The sequence below is a fragment of the Brevibacterium iodinum ATCC 49514 genome, from assembly GCF_900169265.1.
GTDB classification, from domain to species: domain Bacteria; phylum Actinomycetota; class Actinomycetes; order Actinomycetales; family Brevibacteriaceae; genus Brevibacterium; species Brevibacterium iodinum.
In genome coordinates, this window is the sequence record NZ_FXYX01000009.1 from 60,788 (window position 1) to 74,775 (window position 13,988).

12 protein-coding genes and 1 pseudogene are annotated in these 13,988 nt (G+C 61.6%); 2 read left to right on the forward strand and 11 right to left on the reverse strand.

What is annotated here, in order from left to right:
* Positions 1 to 28 precede the first annotated feature (28 nt).
* Together BI49514_RS08270 and BI49514_RS08275 are read right to left on the reverse strand one after the other, a co-directional pair.
* Positions 29 to 1,594, reverse strand: a complete 1,566-nt coding sequence (locus BI49514_RS08270) for an aspartate ammonia-lyase (protein ID WP_101545977.1) — start codon at positions 1,592 to 1,594, stop codon at positions 29 to 31.
* A gap of 56 nt (positions 1,595 to 1,650) precedes the next feature.
* Positions 1,651 to 1,974, reverse strand: a complete 324-nt coding sequence (locus BI49514_RS08275) for a CHY zinc finger protein (protein ID WP_101545979.1) — start codon at positions 1,972 to 1,974, stop codon at positions 1,651 to 1,653.
* Positions 1,975 to 2,168: 194 nt separating this feature from the next.
* On the opposite strand from BI49514_RS08275, the gene BI49514_RS08280 reads away from it, so the two are divergent.
* On the forward strand, positions 2,169 to 3,179 hold the full coding sequence (locus BI49514_RS08280; protein WP_244195300.1) for a DUF2891 family protein: 1,011 nt from the start codon (positions 2,169 to 2,171) through the stop codon (positions 3,177 to 3,179).
* A 30-nt stretch (positions 3,180 to 3,209) separates the two neighbouring features.
* Here BI49514_RS08280 and BI49514_RS08285 read toward each other — a convergent pair whose 3' ends face one another.
* On the reverse strand, positions 3,210 to 6,209 hold the full coding sequence (locus tag BI49514_RS08285; protein ID WP_244195299.1) for a DEAD/DEAH box helicase: 3,000 nt from the start codon (positions 6,207 to 6,209) through the stop codon (positions 3,210 to 3,212).
* A gap of 2 nt (positions 6,210 to 6,211) precedes the next feature.
* Positions 6,212 to 6,619, reverse strand: coding sequence for a (deoxy)nucleoside triphosphate pyrophosphohydrolase (locus tag BI49514_RS08290; RefSeq protein ID WP_101545983.1), 408 nt, complete (start codon positions 6,617 to 6,619; stop codon positions 6,212 to 6,214).
* 180 nt (positions 6,620 to 6,799) lie between these two features.
* On the opposite strand from BI49514_RS08290, the pseudogene BI49514_RS17285 reads away from it, so the two are divergent.
* Positions 6,800 to 6,928, forward strand: a pseudogene (locus tag BI49514_RS17285) (integrase core domain-containing protein); the annotation flags it as partial.
* A 64-nt stretch (positions 6,929 to 6,992) separates the two neighbouring features.
* Here the strand turns inward: BI49514_RS17285 and BI49514_RS08295 are convergent.
* The 7 genes from BI49514_RS08295 to BI49514_RS08325 all read right to left on the reverse strand — a co-directional run bounded on the left by BI49514_RS08295 (position 6,993) and on the right by BI49514_RS08325 (position 13,946).
* Positions 6,993 to 8,027, reverse strand: coding sequence for a helix-turn-helix domain-containing protein (locus BI49514_RS08295; protein ID WP_101545985.1), 1,035 nt, complete (start codon positions 8,025 to 8,027; stop codon positions 6,993 to 6,995).
* Between the two features lie 85 nt (positions 8,028 to 8,112).
* Positions 8,113 to 9,294, reverse strand: a complete 1,182-nt coding sequence (gene acmB, locus BI49514_RS08300; RefSeq protein WP_101545987.1) for a methyl acetate hydrolase AcmB — start codon at positions 9,292 to 9,294, stop codon at positions 8,113 to 8,115.
* 10 nt (positions 9,295 to 9,304) lie between these two features.
* The gene (locus tag BI49514_RS08305; RefSeq protein WP_101545988.1) at positions 9,305 to 10,264 is read right to left on the reverse strand and encodes an alpha/beta hydrolase; all 960 of its coding nucleotides are present in this window, start codon (positions 10,262 to 10,264) and stop codon (positions 9,305 to 9,307) included.
* A gap of 94 nt (positions 10,265 to 10,358) precedes the next feature.
* Positions 10,359 to 11,666 carry an Nramp family divalent metal transporter gene (locus BI49514_RS08310; protein ID WP_101545990.1) on the reverse strand — a complete coding sequence of 436 codons (1,308 nt, stop codon included), beginning with the start codon at positions 11,664 to 11,666 and terminating at the stop codon, positions 10,359 to 10,361.
* Positions 11,667 to 11,959: 293 nt separating this feature from the next.
* Positions 11,960 to 12,430: a carboxymuconolactone decarboxylase family protein gene (locus BI49514_RS08315; protein ID WP_101545992.1), complete on the reverse strand. Its 471-nt coding sequence runs from the start codon at positions 12,428 to 12,430 to the stop codon at positions 11,960 to 11,962.
* 8 nt (positions 12,431 to 12,438) lie between these two features.
* Positions 12,439 to 12,813: a GNAT family N-acetyltransferase gene (locus BI49514_RS08320; protein WP_101545994.1), complete on the reverse strand. Its 375-nt coding sequence runs from the start codon at positions 12,811 to 12,813 to the stop codon at positions 12,439 to 12,441.
* 77 nt (positions 12,814 to 12,890) lie between these two features.
* Positions 12,891 to 13,946, reverse strand: coding sequence for a pirin family protein (locus BI49514_RS08325; RefSeq protein ID WP_101545996.1), 1,056 nt, complete (start codon positions 13,944 to 13,946; stop codon positions 12,891 to 12,893).
* Positions 13,947 to 13,988: the final 42 nt, after the last annotated feature.

Consider the following 13,988-nt stretch of genomic DNA (forward strand, 5'->3'; position numbering starts at 1 on the left):
AGGGAGCTGCCGGCCATCCGCGAGCCGCTTACCCCTCCAGATCGGGGATGATCGGAAGCTCGGTCGTCACCTCATCCCGGGGAACCACCTCGGCGCTGGTGGCAGTGTTGTCCACGGAATCGTCGGCGGGCATACCGGTCAGCCGTTCGGGGCGAAGGATCTCGCCGAGCTCATCCCGCTCGAGCAGTCCGTGCTCGACGACGAGATCGGCGATGGATTCGTTCTTCGCCAGTGCTTCCTTCGCCAGTTTTGCTGCGGCGACATAGCCGATGACCGGGGCGAGCGCGGTGATAACGGTGACCGAGCGGTCGACGGTGTCCTCGATATGCGCCTCGTTGGCGGTGATGCCATTGACGCAGTTGATGCGGAAAGTCTGGGCCGCGCGTTCGAGCCAGGTGATCGACTGGAACAGCGAGTGGGCGATGATCGGTTCGAAGGCGTTGAGCTGCAGCTGTCCGCCTTCGACGGCCATGGACACGGTGACGTCGGCGCCGGCCACGGAGTACGCGACCTGGGATACCGCCTCGGGGATGACGGGATTGACCTTGCCGGGCATGATCGACGATCCCGCCTGGCGGGCGGGCAGGTTGATCTCACCGATGCCGGCCTGCGGCCCCGAGGACAGCAGGCGCAGGTCGTTGGCGATCTTCGACATCTTCAGCGCGCTGCGCTTGAGCGCACCCGAGAAGGTGATGAAAACACCCGTATCGGAGGTCGATTCGACGAGGTCGCCGGCCGTTTTCAGGTCGAGTCCGGTGATCTGCCGCAGGTGCTTGATGACCGCTTCCTTGTAACCGACCGGGGCGTTGATCGAGGTGCCGATCGCGGTCGCGCCCATGTTTACCTCGCCGAGGAGGGCGACGGCTTCCTCGAGACGTTCGACGTCCTCGCGCAGGGTCGTGGCGAAGGCGTTGAACTCCTGACCGAGCGTCATCGGCACGGCATCCTGCAGCTGGGTGCGCCCCACCTTGACGATATGGGCGAACTCGCGGCCCTTCGCGGCGAAGGCATCGGCAAGGAGCGTGAGTTCGCCGAGGAGGTTCTGCAGTGAGAACGCCAGCGCGATCTTGATCGCGGTCGGGTAGGTGTCGTTCGTCGACTGGCTGTGGTTCGTGTGGTCGTTGGGGTGGATGAACGCGTAGTCGCCCTTGGATCGGCCGGCGATCTCGAGGGCACGGTTGGTGATGACCTCGTTGGCGTTCATGTTCGTCGAGGTGCCGGCTCCGCCCTGGACGACGCCGACGGCGAACTGGTCGTGGAGTTTGCCTGACTTGATCTCTTCGCAGGCGGCGTCGATGAGGTTCGCGCGCTGGTCGTCGAGCGCGCCGATCTCAGCGTTCGCCCGAGCGGCGGCCTGTTTGACGCAGGCGAAGGCGCGGACGAAGTCGGGGTAGACGGAGATGGGACGGCGGGCGATGGGGAAGTTCTCATTCGCTCTGGCCGTGTGCACGCCCCAGTACGCGGTGTCGGGGATCTCGAGGCTGCCGATCGAGTCGGTCTCGGTGCGGGTGGGGAGGTTCGGGTTCGCCGCGGTCGGTGAGGTGAGGGGAAGGGAGGCGGTATTGGGTGATGCGGAGGCGTTTGGCTCAGTCATAGTGATTTCAGAGTCTCACATTTTGGCCGCTGACCGAAGGGGTAGTCGATGTGACCTCAGGAACTGAAGTGGTAGTCCGAGTGCGCCGCGCAGCGGGGGTTGAAAGGTGCGGCGCATTCCGGGCACCCATCGACACTCTTATACGTCTCGATCGTCAGTTCGCTCCAGCAGTTCCCGCACAGGATCGCGGGCTGGTCGAACTTCTCGCGTGGCCATTGCTGAGCGGGATGATCCGCAGTCTCAGAATGGCACAGGTGGCACGGATAGTAGCGGTCGCAGCAGGCGAAGCGGATCGCGATGATGTCGAGTTCGGTGGCGTAGTGGACGCACCGAGTGTGCTCAGCGACGGTCTTGCCGAAGACCTCGGGAGTTCGCGTCATCGCTCGTTCGTCCTCTCGTACGACTTTCGACCGAGAATGGTCCCGGTCGGATCCAGCCTAACTGCAGCGAATCGCTGCCGGTCGATTGCAATCAAACGGTCGCCCTAGTGTTCGCCCGCGTAGAGTGGAACCCCCCCCCGAGCCGATGAGGATCCATGCCGCAGATTGACGACTACGTCCACCCCTTCGCCGAGGTGGCGCTGAGCAACGTCACCCGTGCATATCCGTTCGCCTCCCATCATCTGGCGCGGAGTCTGGCCGATATTGTGCCAGCGGTGGAGAAGCACCCCGCATTCGCGAACTCCTATGACTGGCATTCAAGCGTGCATATGCACTACCTGCTGGCGTCTTTGCTGGAGACCGAGGTGGCGCAGGGGGCCGGTTGGCGCGAACGTGCGATCGTCGTTCTGTCCTCACACCTGAGCGAGGAGAATATGCTCGCCGAGGCGGCCTTTCTCCGTGAGAATCCCTCGTGGGAGCGGCCGTATGGCTGGGCGTGGGCGGCCGAACTCGACCGGGTGCTCAATGCCAGCGAAGTTCCGGAGTTGCGCGCGCTTGGTACCCACACGCAAGTGCTCGCCGAGACGGTTTTCGACTTGGTGGTTGCATGGCTGCCGAAGGTGGCCGCGCCGGTTCGGCATGGAGTGCACTCGAATACGGCCTTCGGTCTGCGTCGTATCCTCATCGGTGCTCGTGCGGCAGACCGGCATGATGTTGTCGACGTCATCGCCGGTGCGGCGCGTCGATTCTTCGCCGAGGATGCCGCGTGGAACTTCCGGCAGGAACGCAGCGGTCACGACTTCCTCTCCCCCGGGCTGTGCGAGGCCGACCTCATGGCTGAGATCCTCACCGAGGATGAGCTTGCGTCATGGCTGTCAAGTTTCCTTTCGGAGCTGTCTCCCGAGTCGCCGGCGCTCACACCCGTAAAGGTCCTCGACCCTACCGACGGTCAGCAGAGCCATCTTTACGGTTTGGGACTCTCTGTCGCGGCATCGGTAATGCGACTAGCTCCGAAGCTAGAGGCGATCGCGGAGAATCCAAGCGATGATGTCCTCATGGTTCAAGCAAAAGGCATGCTCACGCGAGTCGATTCATTAATGGCGCCAGGACTCGAAGCTGCGGTGTCAGGCGAGTATGTATCTTCCCATTGGCTCGCGACGTTTGCTTGGGAAGCATTGATTCAGCGAGTCGGCCATCAGCACTAGTGAAATCCAGCTGCCCCGGCAACTTCATCGCTAGAACAGCTTGTCTTTCTGATCGTCGTTGTATTCGAGCCGAATTGGTGTCTCTTCATGGCTTAGATCAATTGACGGAGCTTTAGAGCTGCGGCTCTTTGCCTCTTCGATCGCCGGGCCTGTCGTCAAATAGTCATAGAGCGCTGCATCAATGGGGTACTCCAGGTTGAGGTCCATCGTGACAACGTCCAAGCTCTTCCCGTTCTCCCCAGGCATCTTTGTTTGCACTGGGTCCGAGGACGTGGCCTGGCCCAAGTAGTAAAAGTCCGTGCCTTCAGCGTCGTCCTTCTTAGCAAAGAGATACAGCGGGATCTCATTGTTCACAATCGACCGGACTTCCTTGCTCTGCAATGTCCTCTTGCTGCGTGTGAACCAACGGAGCGTGTTCTCGCTGACAAAAGAGTCTTCGTACGAAGTGCTCGCGGACACGTCGTCATCTTTGTGATAAGTCACGAAGATTGGACACGAATTGGAGTAGACGTCGACTTTGTACCCGTACATCGTCCCCTTTTGATCGCTTTGCCAATTGAGCAGTCTGCAAACATCTTTGCGCGAGTACTTCTTCCCTGCCTCTAGACGTTCATCCCAGCGGTACCTGTGACGGGATAAGAAGAGTCCTGTCTCAATCGCATCATTCAAATGGGCTAAGAAGCTGGGCGAGTGTTCAAGCAGGTCCAGAAATTCTGAGGTTAGAGTGATCCTGTCGTCTGTCCAATCGACGATCGGAGTCCCGTATTTTTTCTGATCACCCTCAGTGAAGAATTCAAAGTTGAAAATTCTTTCAATGGAGTCAATTGTGGCCTGGTCTGAAGTCGCTCCCTTTTGATCAAAAAGCGAGCGAAGGTCTCTCACAGTCACAGGAGTTCTTGCACTCACTAGTTGCTCGAGCACCAGAAGTTCATGGGGCCGTTTGCCGTTCAGAAACTCCTGACTGACCATCGACAGGATCTGACTTTCTCTGTCTGTGGGCTGCTCGTCGACAACTTTGAATGCGTTGAGCAGTTTCCAATAGTTGCCACGCGCACTGGCGATTACTACTGGGTCAACAACATCAAAGCGCGCATAGTCCATCAGCATCGGCGGCCTACCGAGTCGGGTATGCAGGTCTCTAAAGGACTGCTTGAGGTTCTTCAGGCTATCCAGGCGTGTGGACTCGATCGACTTGAAGATTCGCTCCTTTGCGACCGCATCAAAGTTAATGCTTGAAAGTCCAGAAACCGCGCCGACATCTTGCGCTTCAATCATCCTCTTCCGGAGAGAGTCCTTGTTCAGGCTGCTGTCTCCGAAGAGCGCAATCGGCACGAGGAAGTTGTTCGTGTAGTTACCGATGAAGTCGATAACGATGAGATGGCTCTTGCCAGCTGCCTTGCGCAGTCCGCGGCCGAGCTGCTGAGTAAAGATGATGCTCGACTGAGTTTGCCGAAGCATGACCACTTGGTTGACTGTCCGGATATCAATGCCTTCGTTAAACACATCGACGGAGATGATGTAGTCGAGCTCTCCGTTTTCGAGCTGGGCGACGACACGTTCACGGGTTTCTACCGAATCTTCACCAGTTAGAGCTCGCGTTCGAAGCCGTTTGCCATGTACTTCGTTCTGGTTGAGAAGCGTCGATAGCTCTCGAGCTTCATCTTTTCGGCTGCAGAACATGAGGCCTCTGACCGGGTCGCCTACGTGCCCATAACGCTCAATCACCTGAATCAGGTGAGCTACTCTCTCTGGGGCAACGAGGTTCCGCAGCTGGCTTGTGTCACCGATAACTTCGCCGTCCTTCTCGAAGTCGGTGACACCGTAATAGTGGAACGGGGCGAGCATGTCTTCCTCGAGCGCCTTCTGTAGTCGAATCTCATAGGGCACGTTATAGTCGAACAGGCTATAGACATTGAAATCGTCTGACCGCTCGGGAGTAGCGGTGATTCCAAGCATGAAGTCCGGGGTGAAGTACTGAATGATGTTCTGGTGCAACCTCGCACCAGCCCTATGAACCTCATCGATGAGGATGTAGTCGAAGTGGTCGCGTGCGATTTGGTTCAGCTTTTCAGGAGACCCCAGTGACTGCACGGTTGCAAATACGAATCGTCGATCAAGTTCTCTACGTGACCCGACGAACTTCCCAACCTCGTGTTCCTCAAGATCGAGCACCTTGGTGAATTCCTCAATCGCGCGATCGAGAATTTGTTCTCGGTGCACGACGAAGAGCACTCGTTCCGGATTTGCGGCCTTCACGTCTAGCGCCGCGAGAATGGTCTTACCTGTGCCAGTCGCCGACACGACTAGAGCTTTATCCTCACCCGAGTCGCGTACTTTTCGAATTTCAAGGAGAGCCTCTGCCTGCATCGCGTTGGCGACAATCTGAGTACGAGTCCCTGGCAGCTGAAGGTTCGACCTCGAAACTTCGCTACGTGCGGAAGGCGGGACGTACAACTCTTCGTATACATTGATCCAGTCATCGCTCAGCAGCGTGGCGGACTCAAGCTGGATATCAATAGCAGCAGCAAGCTGCTGAACAATATCGCCGTCAGGAAGTGCTGAGAACCTCAGGTTCCACTCGTGGTTTCGCTTGAGCGCCCGAGAAGTCAGATTTGAGCTACCCACGATCGCTGTGGTCGTAGCTGCTTGCTCAAAGATGAAGCCTTTGGGATGGAAACCTCTTGTGTCATCTTCAAACACGTACACTTCGATGCCAAGGTCGTGGAGATTCTTCAGTTCCCTAAATGACTCAGGTGAATTGAAACCCAAGTAAGTCGAAGTGATGATTCGGCCCCGGCCCGGGAACTCAATCAGTGGTTGCTTCAATGAAGCGATTGCATCTGAACTGACAAATGCAACTGAAAAGGTGAAGCTCTTCGAGCGTCTCAGTTCTTCAAGGATCGCTTTGTGCATCGTGTTGGCTTCAACATTTGAAACTAACATCGGGTTGAAGAGGCGTTCCGCGGGCGACGAACGATCAAGAAATCCGAACGCTGTGTCTCGCTGAACATGCTCTGGAACTGTTGCCACGCCTACTCCTCGGTCATTGAGAAATCTTGCACCACCTTTTCAACTGCAGGTATATCAGCTGGCGCCCACTCCACCGAATCGAGGTCGGTTGCTTCGATCCATCGAATTTCGGAATGTTCAGTTAGTTTCGGTTCGCCTTCGACTAGCTTTGAGTAGAAGGTAGTCAGGGTGACGAAGCCAAAATCGTACTCGTGCCGAGTCGAAGCGACTTCATCTCCTATCTCAGCCGTGCATAATAGCTCTTCTTGGAGCTCCCGGACGAGAGCCGCACGAGGAGTTTCACCGGCTTCGATCTTGCCACCGGGAAACTCCCACATGCCGGGCAGAGACATTGTTGCGCTTCTTTGCGCTGCCAAGACATTTGGACCGTCGACTATGATGGCACCCACGACGTTGATTTCTTTCTTCATGGTTCCCTGCTTCCTTCTCCCTAGATGGCTCCCACCCTACCGACTCGCTAAGTGTTTCTAGGTGCACCGTCGCGTCTGTCGAATCGAAGGGCGACTCATACGATAACGCCCTCGCCGAGCGCTGAACTCTCTCTATAAGGTCGAGCTGATCCGGAACTAGGATCCGTAAAAAATACTGACGATATCGAGGTCGCCACGGCGAAGTGGGTGCAGTGGTTCAACACGTACCGGCCTCACGGAGCACCCGGTGAGGCGACTCCAACCGCGTTCCGACCAGAGTATTTCAACACGCTGCCACAGGTTGGCTAGCTCGTGTGTCAGTTGATGAATTCCAAGTAGAAAACTCTCCATCAAACCCGGGACTTGACGCCCCTCACCCCACGGGCCCCGGAAGTTCAAGCACTCGGGAATTGCGAAGCCGCCACCGGAGCACGCTGATGCCCAACCTGGTGCGGTTGTAGCCCGACAGCGGGTCGTAGCCGAGGCAGCGTTCGATCTGCTCGGCCCGGCTCTGCACCGTGCTGTGGTGCAGACCGAGGTCGCGGGCCGCCTGTCTGATCGTCGGTGCTTCGAGGAGCACGCGCACCGTGGACTCCGCCCACGGCGAGTCCATGATCTCGTCGATCAGCGCAGCGTCCGGATCGGTTGTGTCAGATGATTCGGCGAGCAGTTCGACGAGCCCACCGAAGTTTTCCGCCCGCACTAGCCCTTCCTCGGGCGGGCGGCTGAGCCGCAGTGCCACCACGGCTGCCCGCAGTGACCGCGGCAATTCTCCGATCGACCCGGACGGCCCCAGTCCGGCCGGTGTCACGGCGATGTCCTCGGTGTCGTCGGTCACGATGACCACCTGCAGCGTGCCATGTTCGCTGGTGATGACATCGGTGGGACCGGCGGGTCGTTTCTCGAAGACGGCGAACAGCGGGGCCGCGAGGACTCGATATCCCGAGCCTGGCATCAGCCCGAGGCGAACCGCGGCAGCACTCCGGTCTTCGGGCGTCGCGGCAGGATCGAGGACGAGCGCCACGTCCCGCGGGGTCTCCAGCTGCTGCCGTTCGAGACCGAATCTCACGCCGATGGCCAGGCCGAATCTCTCAAGGATGAGTACATCGTTGGGCAAGGCAACGTCCTCCCGCTCGAGCCAGACCTCGGAATCGTTCGGCAGGGACAGGGCGGCCACCTCGGCGGGTCGGTCTCCCGGAATCGAGACTCCGCCTGAATCGACCCTCAGCTGCCTGCTCCCGTCCCCACTGCGAAAGCCGGCCGGGCAACCGGCCAGAGCCGCGGCCGCGGAGGCGAGGGCATGGGAATTGACCTCGCCGGCCATGAGTTCGTCGAAGCAGGCGATGACGCGCAGACCCAGGCTCGCCTCGGGATCGAGCTTGGCAATCCTGCCGAGCAGCTCCTGCACGTCACCACCTCCTCGTTCGTCCGTCGGTCGACGATTGGCAGTCCACGTTTGTCGCCCGACGGTCGCGATTCGCCTCGGTCGCGAATCAGCCTTTCAGAGCATCGTAGACTGCCGTCTCCATCTCGAGGTACCCACCGACGGATACGGGGTCGGCGAAGGGGAAGATCTGTGTGGCCCAGTACCCGCCGATCTTGTTCTGTCGGTCGAACCAGTAGTAGAGGTTGGCAAGACCCGCCCATGCGGCGGCGCCGGCCGGGCGTCCGGTCGGGGCTTCCTCCTCGTTGATCATGAACGTGTATCCCCAGGTCTTCGGCATGCCGGGGAAGAACTCCGCATCGTTGGACAAGCTCGGGATGACTCCGGGCAGCAGTTTCACCCGAAGATCGCCGAGGTGGTTCTGCGTGGCCATGTCCACCGTTTCGGGGCGGAGGACGACGGTTCCGTCGTCGGCTGCTCCGTCGTTGAGCCACATCCTGATGAACTTCAGGTAGTCATCGACGGTCGAGAAGAGTCCGTGGCCGCCCATCTCCACCTCCGGTTCGGGCAGCATGAAGTCGGTCGCCGCGAGTTCGCCGTCGGTGCGCTGGTGCATCGTGGCCTGCCGCTCCTGCATCGACGCGGTCGGACGGAAGGTGCTGTCGTCCATGCCCAGCGGTTCGAGGACTCGGGTGCGCATCGCCTCACCCAGAGTCTTTCCGGTGATGCCTTCGATGACCTGGCCGACCCAATCCATGTTCGACCCGTACTCCCACTGGGTGCCGGGATCGAACAGCAGCGGAGTCTCCAACGCCTTCCTGGTCGCGGTGACGATGCTCGGCTGGCCGTGTTCGCGGGCGAGTCGTTCGTACTTCTCGTTGAAGAAGTCGTAGCCGAAGCCGGCGGTGTGCAGCAGCAGCTGTTTGGTGGTCGGTTCGCTGGCGGGTGCCCGGAGGATCGGTTCTCCACTGTCGTCGAAGCCGTCGATGACCTGCACGTCGGCCAGTCCTGGGGCATAGTCCTTCGCCGGGGCGTCGAGGTCGAGCTCTCCCGACTCCACCAGCTGCAGTGCCACGGTGCCGGTCAGGGCCTTCGTCGTGGAGAAGATCATGAACACGGAGTCCGTGGTCATCGGCTGCGGATCGTCGAGGGAGCGGACTCCTGCAGCAGTGAGACTGATGGTCTCCTTGTCGGTGGTCACTCCGGCAACGACGCCTGGGACGCCGCCGCTGTCGACGGTCTTCGTGGCCACGCGGACAACTGCGTCGTTGACAGCTGTGTTCTCAGACATGATGTTCCTTTCAGTCGGCCAAGAGCTTCTCGATCCAGGCCATTCGGGTGCTGATCATTCCTTGCGCAAGGTGTGTATGGGCGGCGAAGATGTCGAAGGCGTGGAAGCCTCCGGGCCACACGTGCAGCTCCGCTTCGCTGCCGTCGTTCCAGAGGGCCGAGGCGTAGGCGGCGGCTTCGTCCCGGAAGATCTCGGCCGAGCCCACGTCGATGTACGCGGGCGGCAGATCGGTGAGGTCGTTGGCACGCGATGGTGCGATGTAGGGCGAGACCGCCTCGGTGCGGTAGTCATCGCCGAGCATCGCCTGCCATCCGGTTTCGTTGCTCACCCGATCCCAGACGCCGATGCCGTCGAACTGATGGGTCGACGGTGTGATGCCTCGGTCGTCGAGCATCGGGTAGATGAGCAGTTGGCCCTTGAGCTTCGGTCCGTGCCGGTCACGGGCCGCCAGCGCCATTCCGGCGGCCAGTCCCCCTCCGGAGCTGGCTCCGGCGACGATGAGTCGGGCGGGGTCGACGCCGAGGGTGTCGGCGTTCTCTGCCGTCCACAGGAGCGCGGCGTACATGTCCTCACGCGCATAGGGGTCTTGGAACTCGGGTGCCAGGCGGTATTCGGGGCAGATGAGGATCGCACCGATTCTCTCGACCCAGTCGAGGTTGAGGCCGAGCGCGCTGAAGCGATCGCCGAACATCAGCCCGCCGGAGTGGGCGTAGACGATCGTCGGTCGTCGTTCGGTGTCCCCGGATCGTCTGAAGACGGAGACGGTGATGTCCTCGCCGAGGTGGCCCGGCACCTGATATTCGGAATGTTCGACCCGACGGCCGCTGAGAGTCTCCGCCAGCGGCTCCGAGGCGTACGAGACTCGCATGAAGTCGATGAGCGAAGGAGTGATGGTCGGCGGAAAGACCCCGCCGATGACGGACAGACTCGCGGCGAGCTCCGCGTCGAATCGTGACCGTCGTTGTGTCATGTCACCAAGTATGCCGACCCCGGCACCGCGGCACTACCGCCAGACCATCGTGCTTTTCGCGCAGTCACCCGACAGTTGTCGGGTGCGCCTCACTTCACCCGATGAACCCCATCACCGACTCCTTGACCTGGAGGATCGCCAAGAATCCGAAGAGTGCCAGGCACACCGTCAGCAGCGTGTTCGACCACCAGGTGTTGCGCAGACCGGTCGGCACGGATCCGCGGTTGAGGATGACGAGCAGGGCGAGCGCGAGCACCGGCAGGATGAACGCGCTGATCGCAGCGTAGACGAGGACGAGAGTGACGGGTTTGCCGAGTCCCATGATGACCAGCGTCGCCACCGAGAGGTAGACGAGCGCGCCGCGGAACTCGACCGACTTCGCCGACATGTCGAAGCGCGCCTCGTCCTGGTGCGGGTAACGCCTGAGCACTCGCAGGCAGTCGGCGGTGACGTAGGCGATGCCGGAGAATCCGCCGAGCACGCTCGTGTACACCACGGCGAGGAAGCTGATGAGGAAGACCATCCGTCCGACGTCACCGATGCGGCTGACCAGACTGTCGGCGATCGCGAACAGTGAGTCGTTGTCCGCGATCGTGAAGCCCTGGCCGTAGAGGATGAAGGCCCCGACCGCACTCATCGCCACGGCGAAGACGAAGACGAGGCCGTAGCTGATGACGAGGTCGAGGCGGACGACGGTTTTCCAGTCCGGACTCCGCCAGGACTTCTCCCGGATCCAGAACGAGTACGCGAGGATGCCGGTCGCCCCGCCGACGCCGCCGATGAGCGACATGACCGTGATGATGGACGTGTTCGGGAACGTCGGGACCACGGTCTCGGCGGCGACCTGTTGGGCGCCGTCACCTTGGAAGACGGAGATTGCGAGCGCGATGATGCCGAAGAACATGATGATCCCGAAGCCCATCATCGCCTTTTCGACGAGACCGTAGCGGCCGATGCCCACCAGCACCGAGGCCGAGAGCAGCACGACGACGGCCGTCGGCCAGAACGGAAGCACCGGGAAGATCGCCTGGAGGATGTTCGTCGTCACCGCAACGACGCCGGCGCCGAAGAAGAGCCCGACGAGCAGTTCGGCGATGAGGAAGAGCACCGGGAAGGTCCGCCCGCCGAAGCCGGTGAGGTGGGACAGCAGCGACCGGTCCCCGCTCATCTGCAGCCGGGAGACCGCCTCGGAGAGCACGAACTTGAGCACGATGCCCACCGTGAAGACCCAGATGAGCGCGAGACCGTACTCGGCCCCGGAGTTCATCGTCGTGATCATGTCGGAGGCACCGACGCTGGCGAGCGCGAGCACGATTCCGGGTCCGATGAGCCGCAGTCGACCTCCGAAGGTCACCGGCGCCGAGGTGGCCCCGTCGGTGGTCGTCGATGTGGAGGTGGACATAGGCGGGCTCCGGTCGTTCAGGCTCAGCGGTCGTGCAACGGTCGGGCTCAAGTGTGACTGATCAGCAGCCCTCCGGGACGAGCAGTCTCAACAATCGGGCCCGATGCCCTCCCCGTCGGTGGCGTTCGGCGCAGCAGCCTTGGGCCACGGCACAGCCAGCCTGAGCCCGCAGGATCTGCAGATGTGGCGGGGGCGTCTCGCCGCGATCCGCGCGGACGATGACAGCAGATCCTCAACTGAGGCCCGCCGAGTCCAACCGCTCGGTCGACCGCACCCAATCGGCCGGCAGACGCTCAGTCCGGCTGAGCTCCGAACACCGGGTGGTCGCTGGCGATCGAGATGCGGTTGAACGCGTTGATGAGGATGATCGACCACTCGATCGCCGAGATCTGCTCGGTTGTCAGATGCTGGGCCGCGTCAGCTGCGATCTGGTCGCGATCGGCGGCCTTGTCGAGCACGGTCAGCGACTCGGCGAGGGTCAGGGCCGCGAGCTCCTCATCGGTGAAGATCTCAGCCTCGTGCCAGCTGGGCAGCACGTCGAGCTTGAGCTGAGAGATCCCGGCATTCCGTGCGGCCGGAGCATGGATGCTCAGGCAGGTGCGGCAGCCGTTGATCTGCGAGACCCGCGTGTTCACGAGTTCGATGAGCCCGTCATCGAGTCCTGCGGCACGCGAGGCCTTCCGCGATGCCGCGGCCGCCTGGGCCATGGTCTTGTAGTTCTCCGGGTGGATCTTGTCGATGAAGGGGCGACTCGCGTTGCTCATCGACCCGCTCACGCCTGGCTTTTCACGATGTCGATGTCGGCGCCGGTGGCGTTGCGGTACTTCCCGCCCTGTGCCGTGTAGTCGTCGCCGGCCTCCTGGAGCTTCTTGACGAAGAGCGGGCACACGGGCACCACCGTGATTCCGCGTTCGCGGGAATCATCGAGCGCTTCGGCGACGAGGAACTTCGACAGCCCTCGACCGCCGAACTGCTCGTCGACGACGGTGTGGTGGAAGATGCGTTCGGTCTCAGGATCCGGCCCGGGCAGGAAGTACGCGTGCCCGGCGACGGTCCCGTCGGCAACGGCGATGTCATAGGACTGCGTTGATCCGTTCAGTGAGACCGTCACCTCGGCGCCGGTCTTGTCCTCGAATGTCTTCACCATGGCTATAACCCTTTCGTCGTGGCCTGCTGGTACTGGGTGGAGCGGAATTCGCGGCGGTTCTATTCCGCGGGTCCGGTCTATTCCGCGGGTCCACCTTGGACCTGCGGCGGCGGATTCTTCCGCGGTCTGATCGTGACGTTGGGCAGCCTCGGCGCGGGGAGCCTTCCCATGCCATCGGCGTTCTGACCGGGCCCGCCCTTGCCGACGTATCCCTCGACGGCGCCGAAACGCTCGCCCTCGGCCTGCCATTCCTCGCGGAACCGCGCTATCTCCTCATGCGTGCGGCCGACGAAGTTCCACCACATGACGATCTCTTCGGGAAACGGTTCGCCGCCGAGGAAGATGAGTCGGGCGGGTTCGTCGCTGCGGTTGGCGATGCGCAGCTCCTCCACGCCGGTGCCCGTATAGCCGATCGTCGCGACCGGCAGATCGACGTTCTCGAGCGCTATATCACCGGAATCAACGAGGAGGCCGTGCTCGAACCGCGGATCGACCGGAAGGTCGACGGTTGCGCCCGCATCGAGGCGGATCTCCGCGCCGAGCAACGGAGAGTCCGTCTTCACCGGAGACGAACCTTCGCCGAGGCGGCCCAAAAAGACGAGCATCTCCCCGCCGTCGAGACTCACGGGCTCGGGCTCGAAGTGCTCGAATTCGCGTTCGGGCTGGTGGCGGGTGGCCTCGGGCAGGGCCAGCCACAGTTGGACACCGTGCAGGGTCGTGGTCTCCTCGGTCGAGACCTCGGAGTGGCAGATGCCTCGGCCTGCGGTCATGAGGTTGACCTCGCCGGGCAGGACGAGGCCCGCGTTGCCGCCGGAGTCGATGTGCTGGATGGCGCCTTCGAACAGCCAGCTCACGGTCTGCAGCCCGGTGTGCGGGTGCGGGGCGACGTCCATGCCGCCGGTGACCGAGACATCGGCGGGTCCGTAGTGGTCGACGAAGCACCAGGGGCCGATGAGGGAGCGCTGCCGCTGCGGCAGGGTGCGGCGCACGATCATCGCCCGTGGACCGCCGAGCGGCACCTCACGGGAGGTGATGATCTCAACCGGGGAACGTCCCTGCTGGTCACAGGCCGGCCCGGGCAGTCCCCCGGCCTTGCAGACCACTTGAACGGGGCGGGTCTCGACGTTGCTCATGGCCACATCGTAGCCCTCTTCGCGGCGGGCGGGGAGGGGGAC

What these genes read in the sequence shown, in the direction of transcription:
- BI49514_RS08320 (WP_101545994.1), bottom strand. Translation starts at nt 12,813, where the DNA reads ATGGTGAAGACATTCGAGGACAAGACCGGCGCCGAGGTGACGGTCTCA.
- BI49514_RS08305 (WP_101545988.1), bottom strand. Translation starts at nt 10,264, where the DNA reads ATGACACAACGACGGTCACGATTCGACGCGGAGCTCGCCGCGAGTCTG.
- BI49514_RS08290 (WP_101545983.1), bottom strand. Translation starts at nt 6,619, where the DNA reads ATGAAGAAAGAAATCAACGTCGTGGGTGCCATCATAGTCGACGGTCCA.
- BI49514_RS08325 (WP_101545996.1), bottom strand. Translation starts at nt 13,946, where the DNA reads ATGAGCAACGTCGAGACCCGCCCCGTTCAAGTGGTCTGCAAGGCCGGG.
- BI49514_RS08270 (WP_101545977.1), bottom strand. Translation starts at nt 1,594, where the DNA reads ATGACTGAGCCAAACGCCTCCGCATCACCCAATACCGCCTCCCTTCCC.
- BI49514_RS08310 (WP_101545990.1), bottom strand. Translation starts at nt 11,666, where the DNA reads ATGTCCACCTCCACATCGACGACCACCGACGGGGCCACCTCGGCGCCG.
- BI49514_RS08275 (WP_101545979.1), bottom strand. Translation starts at nt 1,974, where the DNA reads ATGACGCGAACTCCCGAGGTCTTCGGCAAGACCGTCGCTGAGCACACT.
- BI49514_RS08315 (WP_101545992.1), bottom strand. Translation starts at nt 12,430, where the DNA reads ATGAGCAACGCGAGTCGCCCCTTCATCGACAAGATCCACCCGGAGAAC.
- acmB (WP_101545987.1), bottom strand. Translation starts at nt 9,294, where the DNA reads ATGTCTGAGAACACAGCTGTCAACGACGCAGTTGTCCGCGTGGCCACG.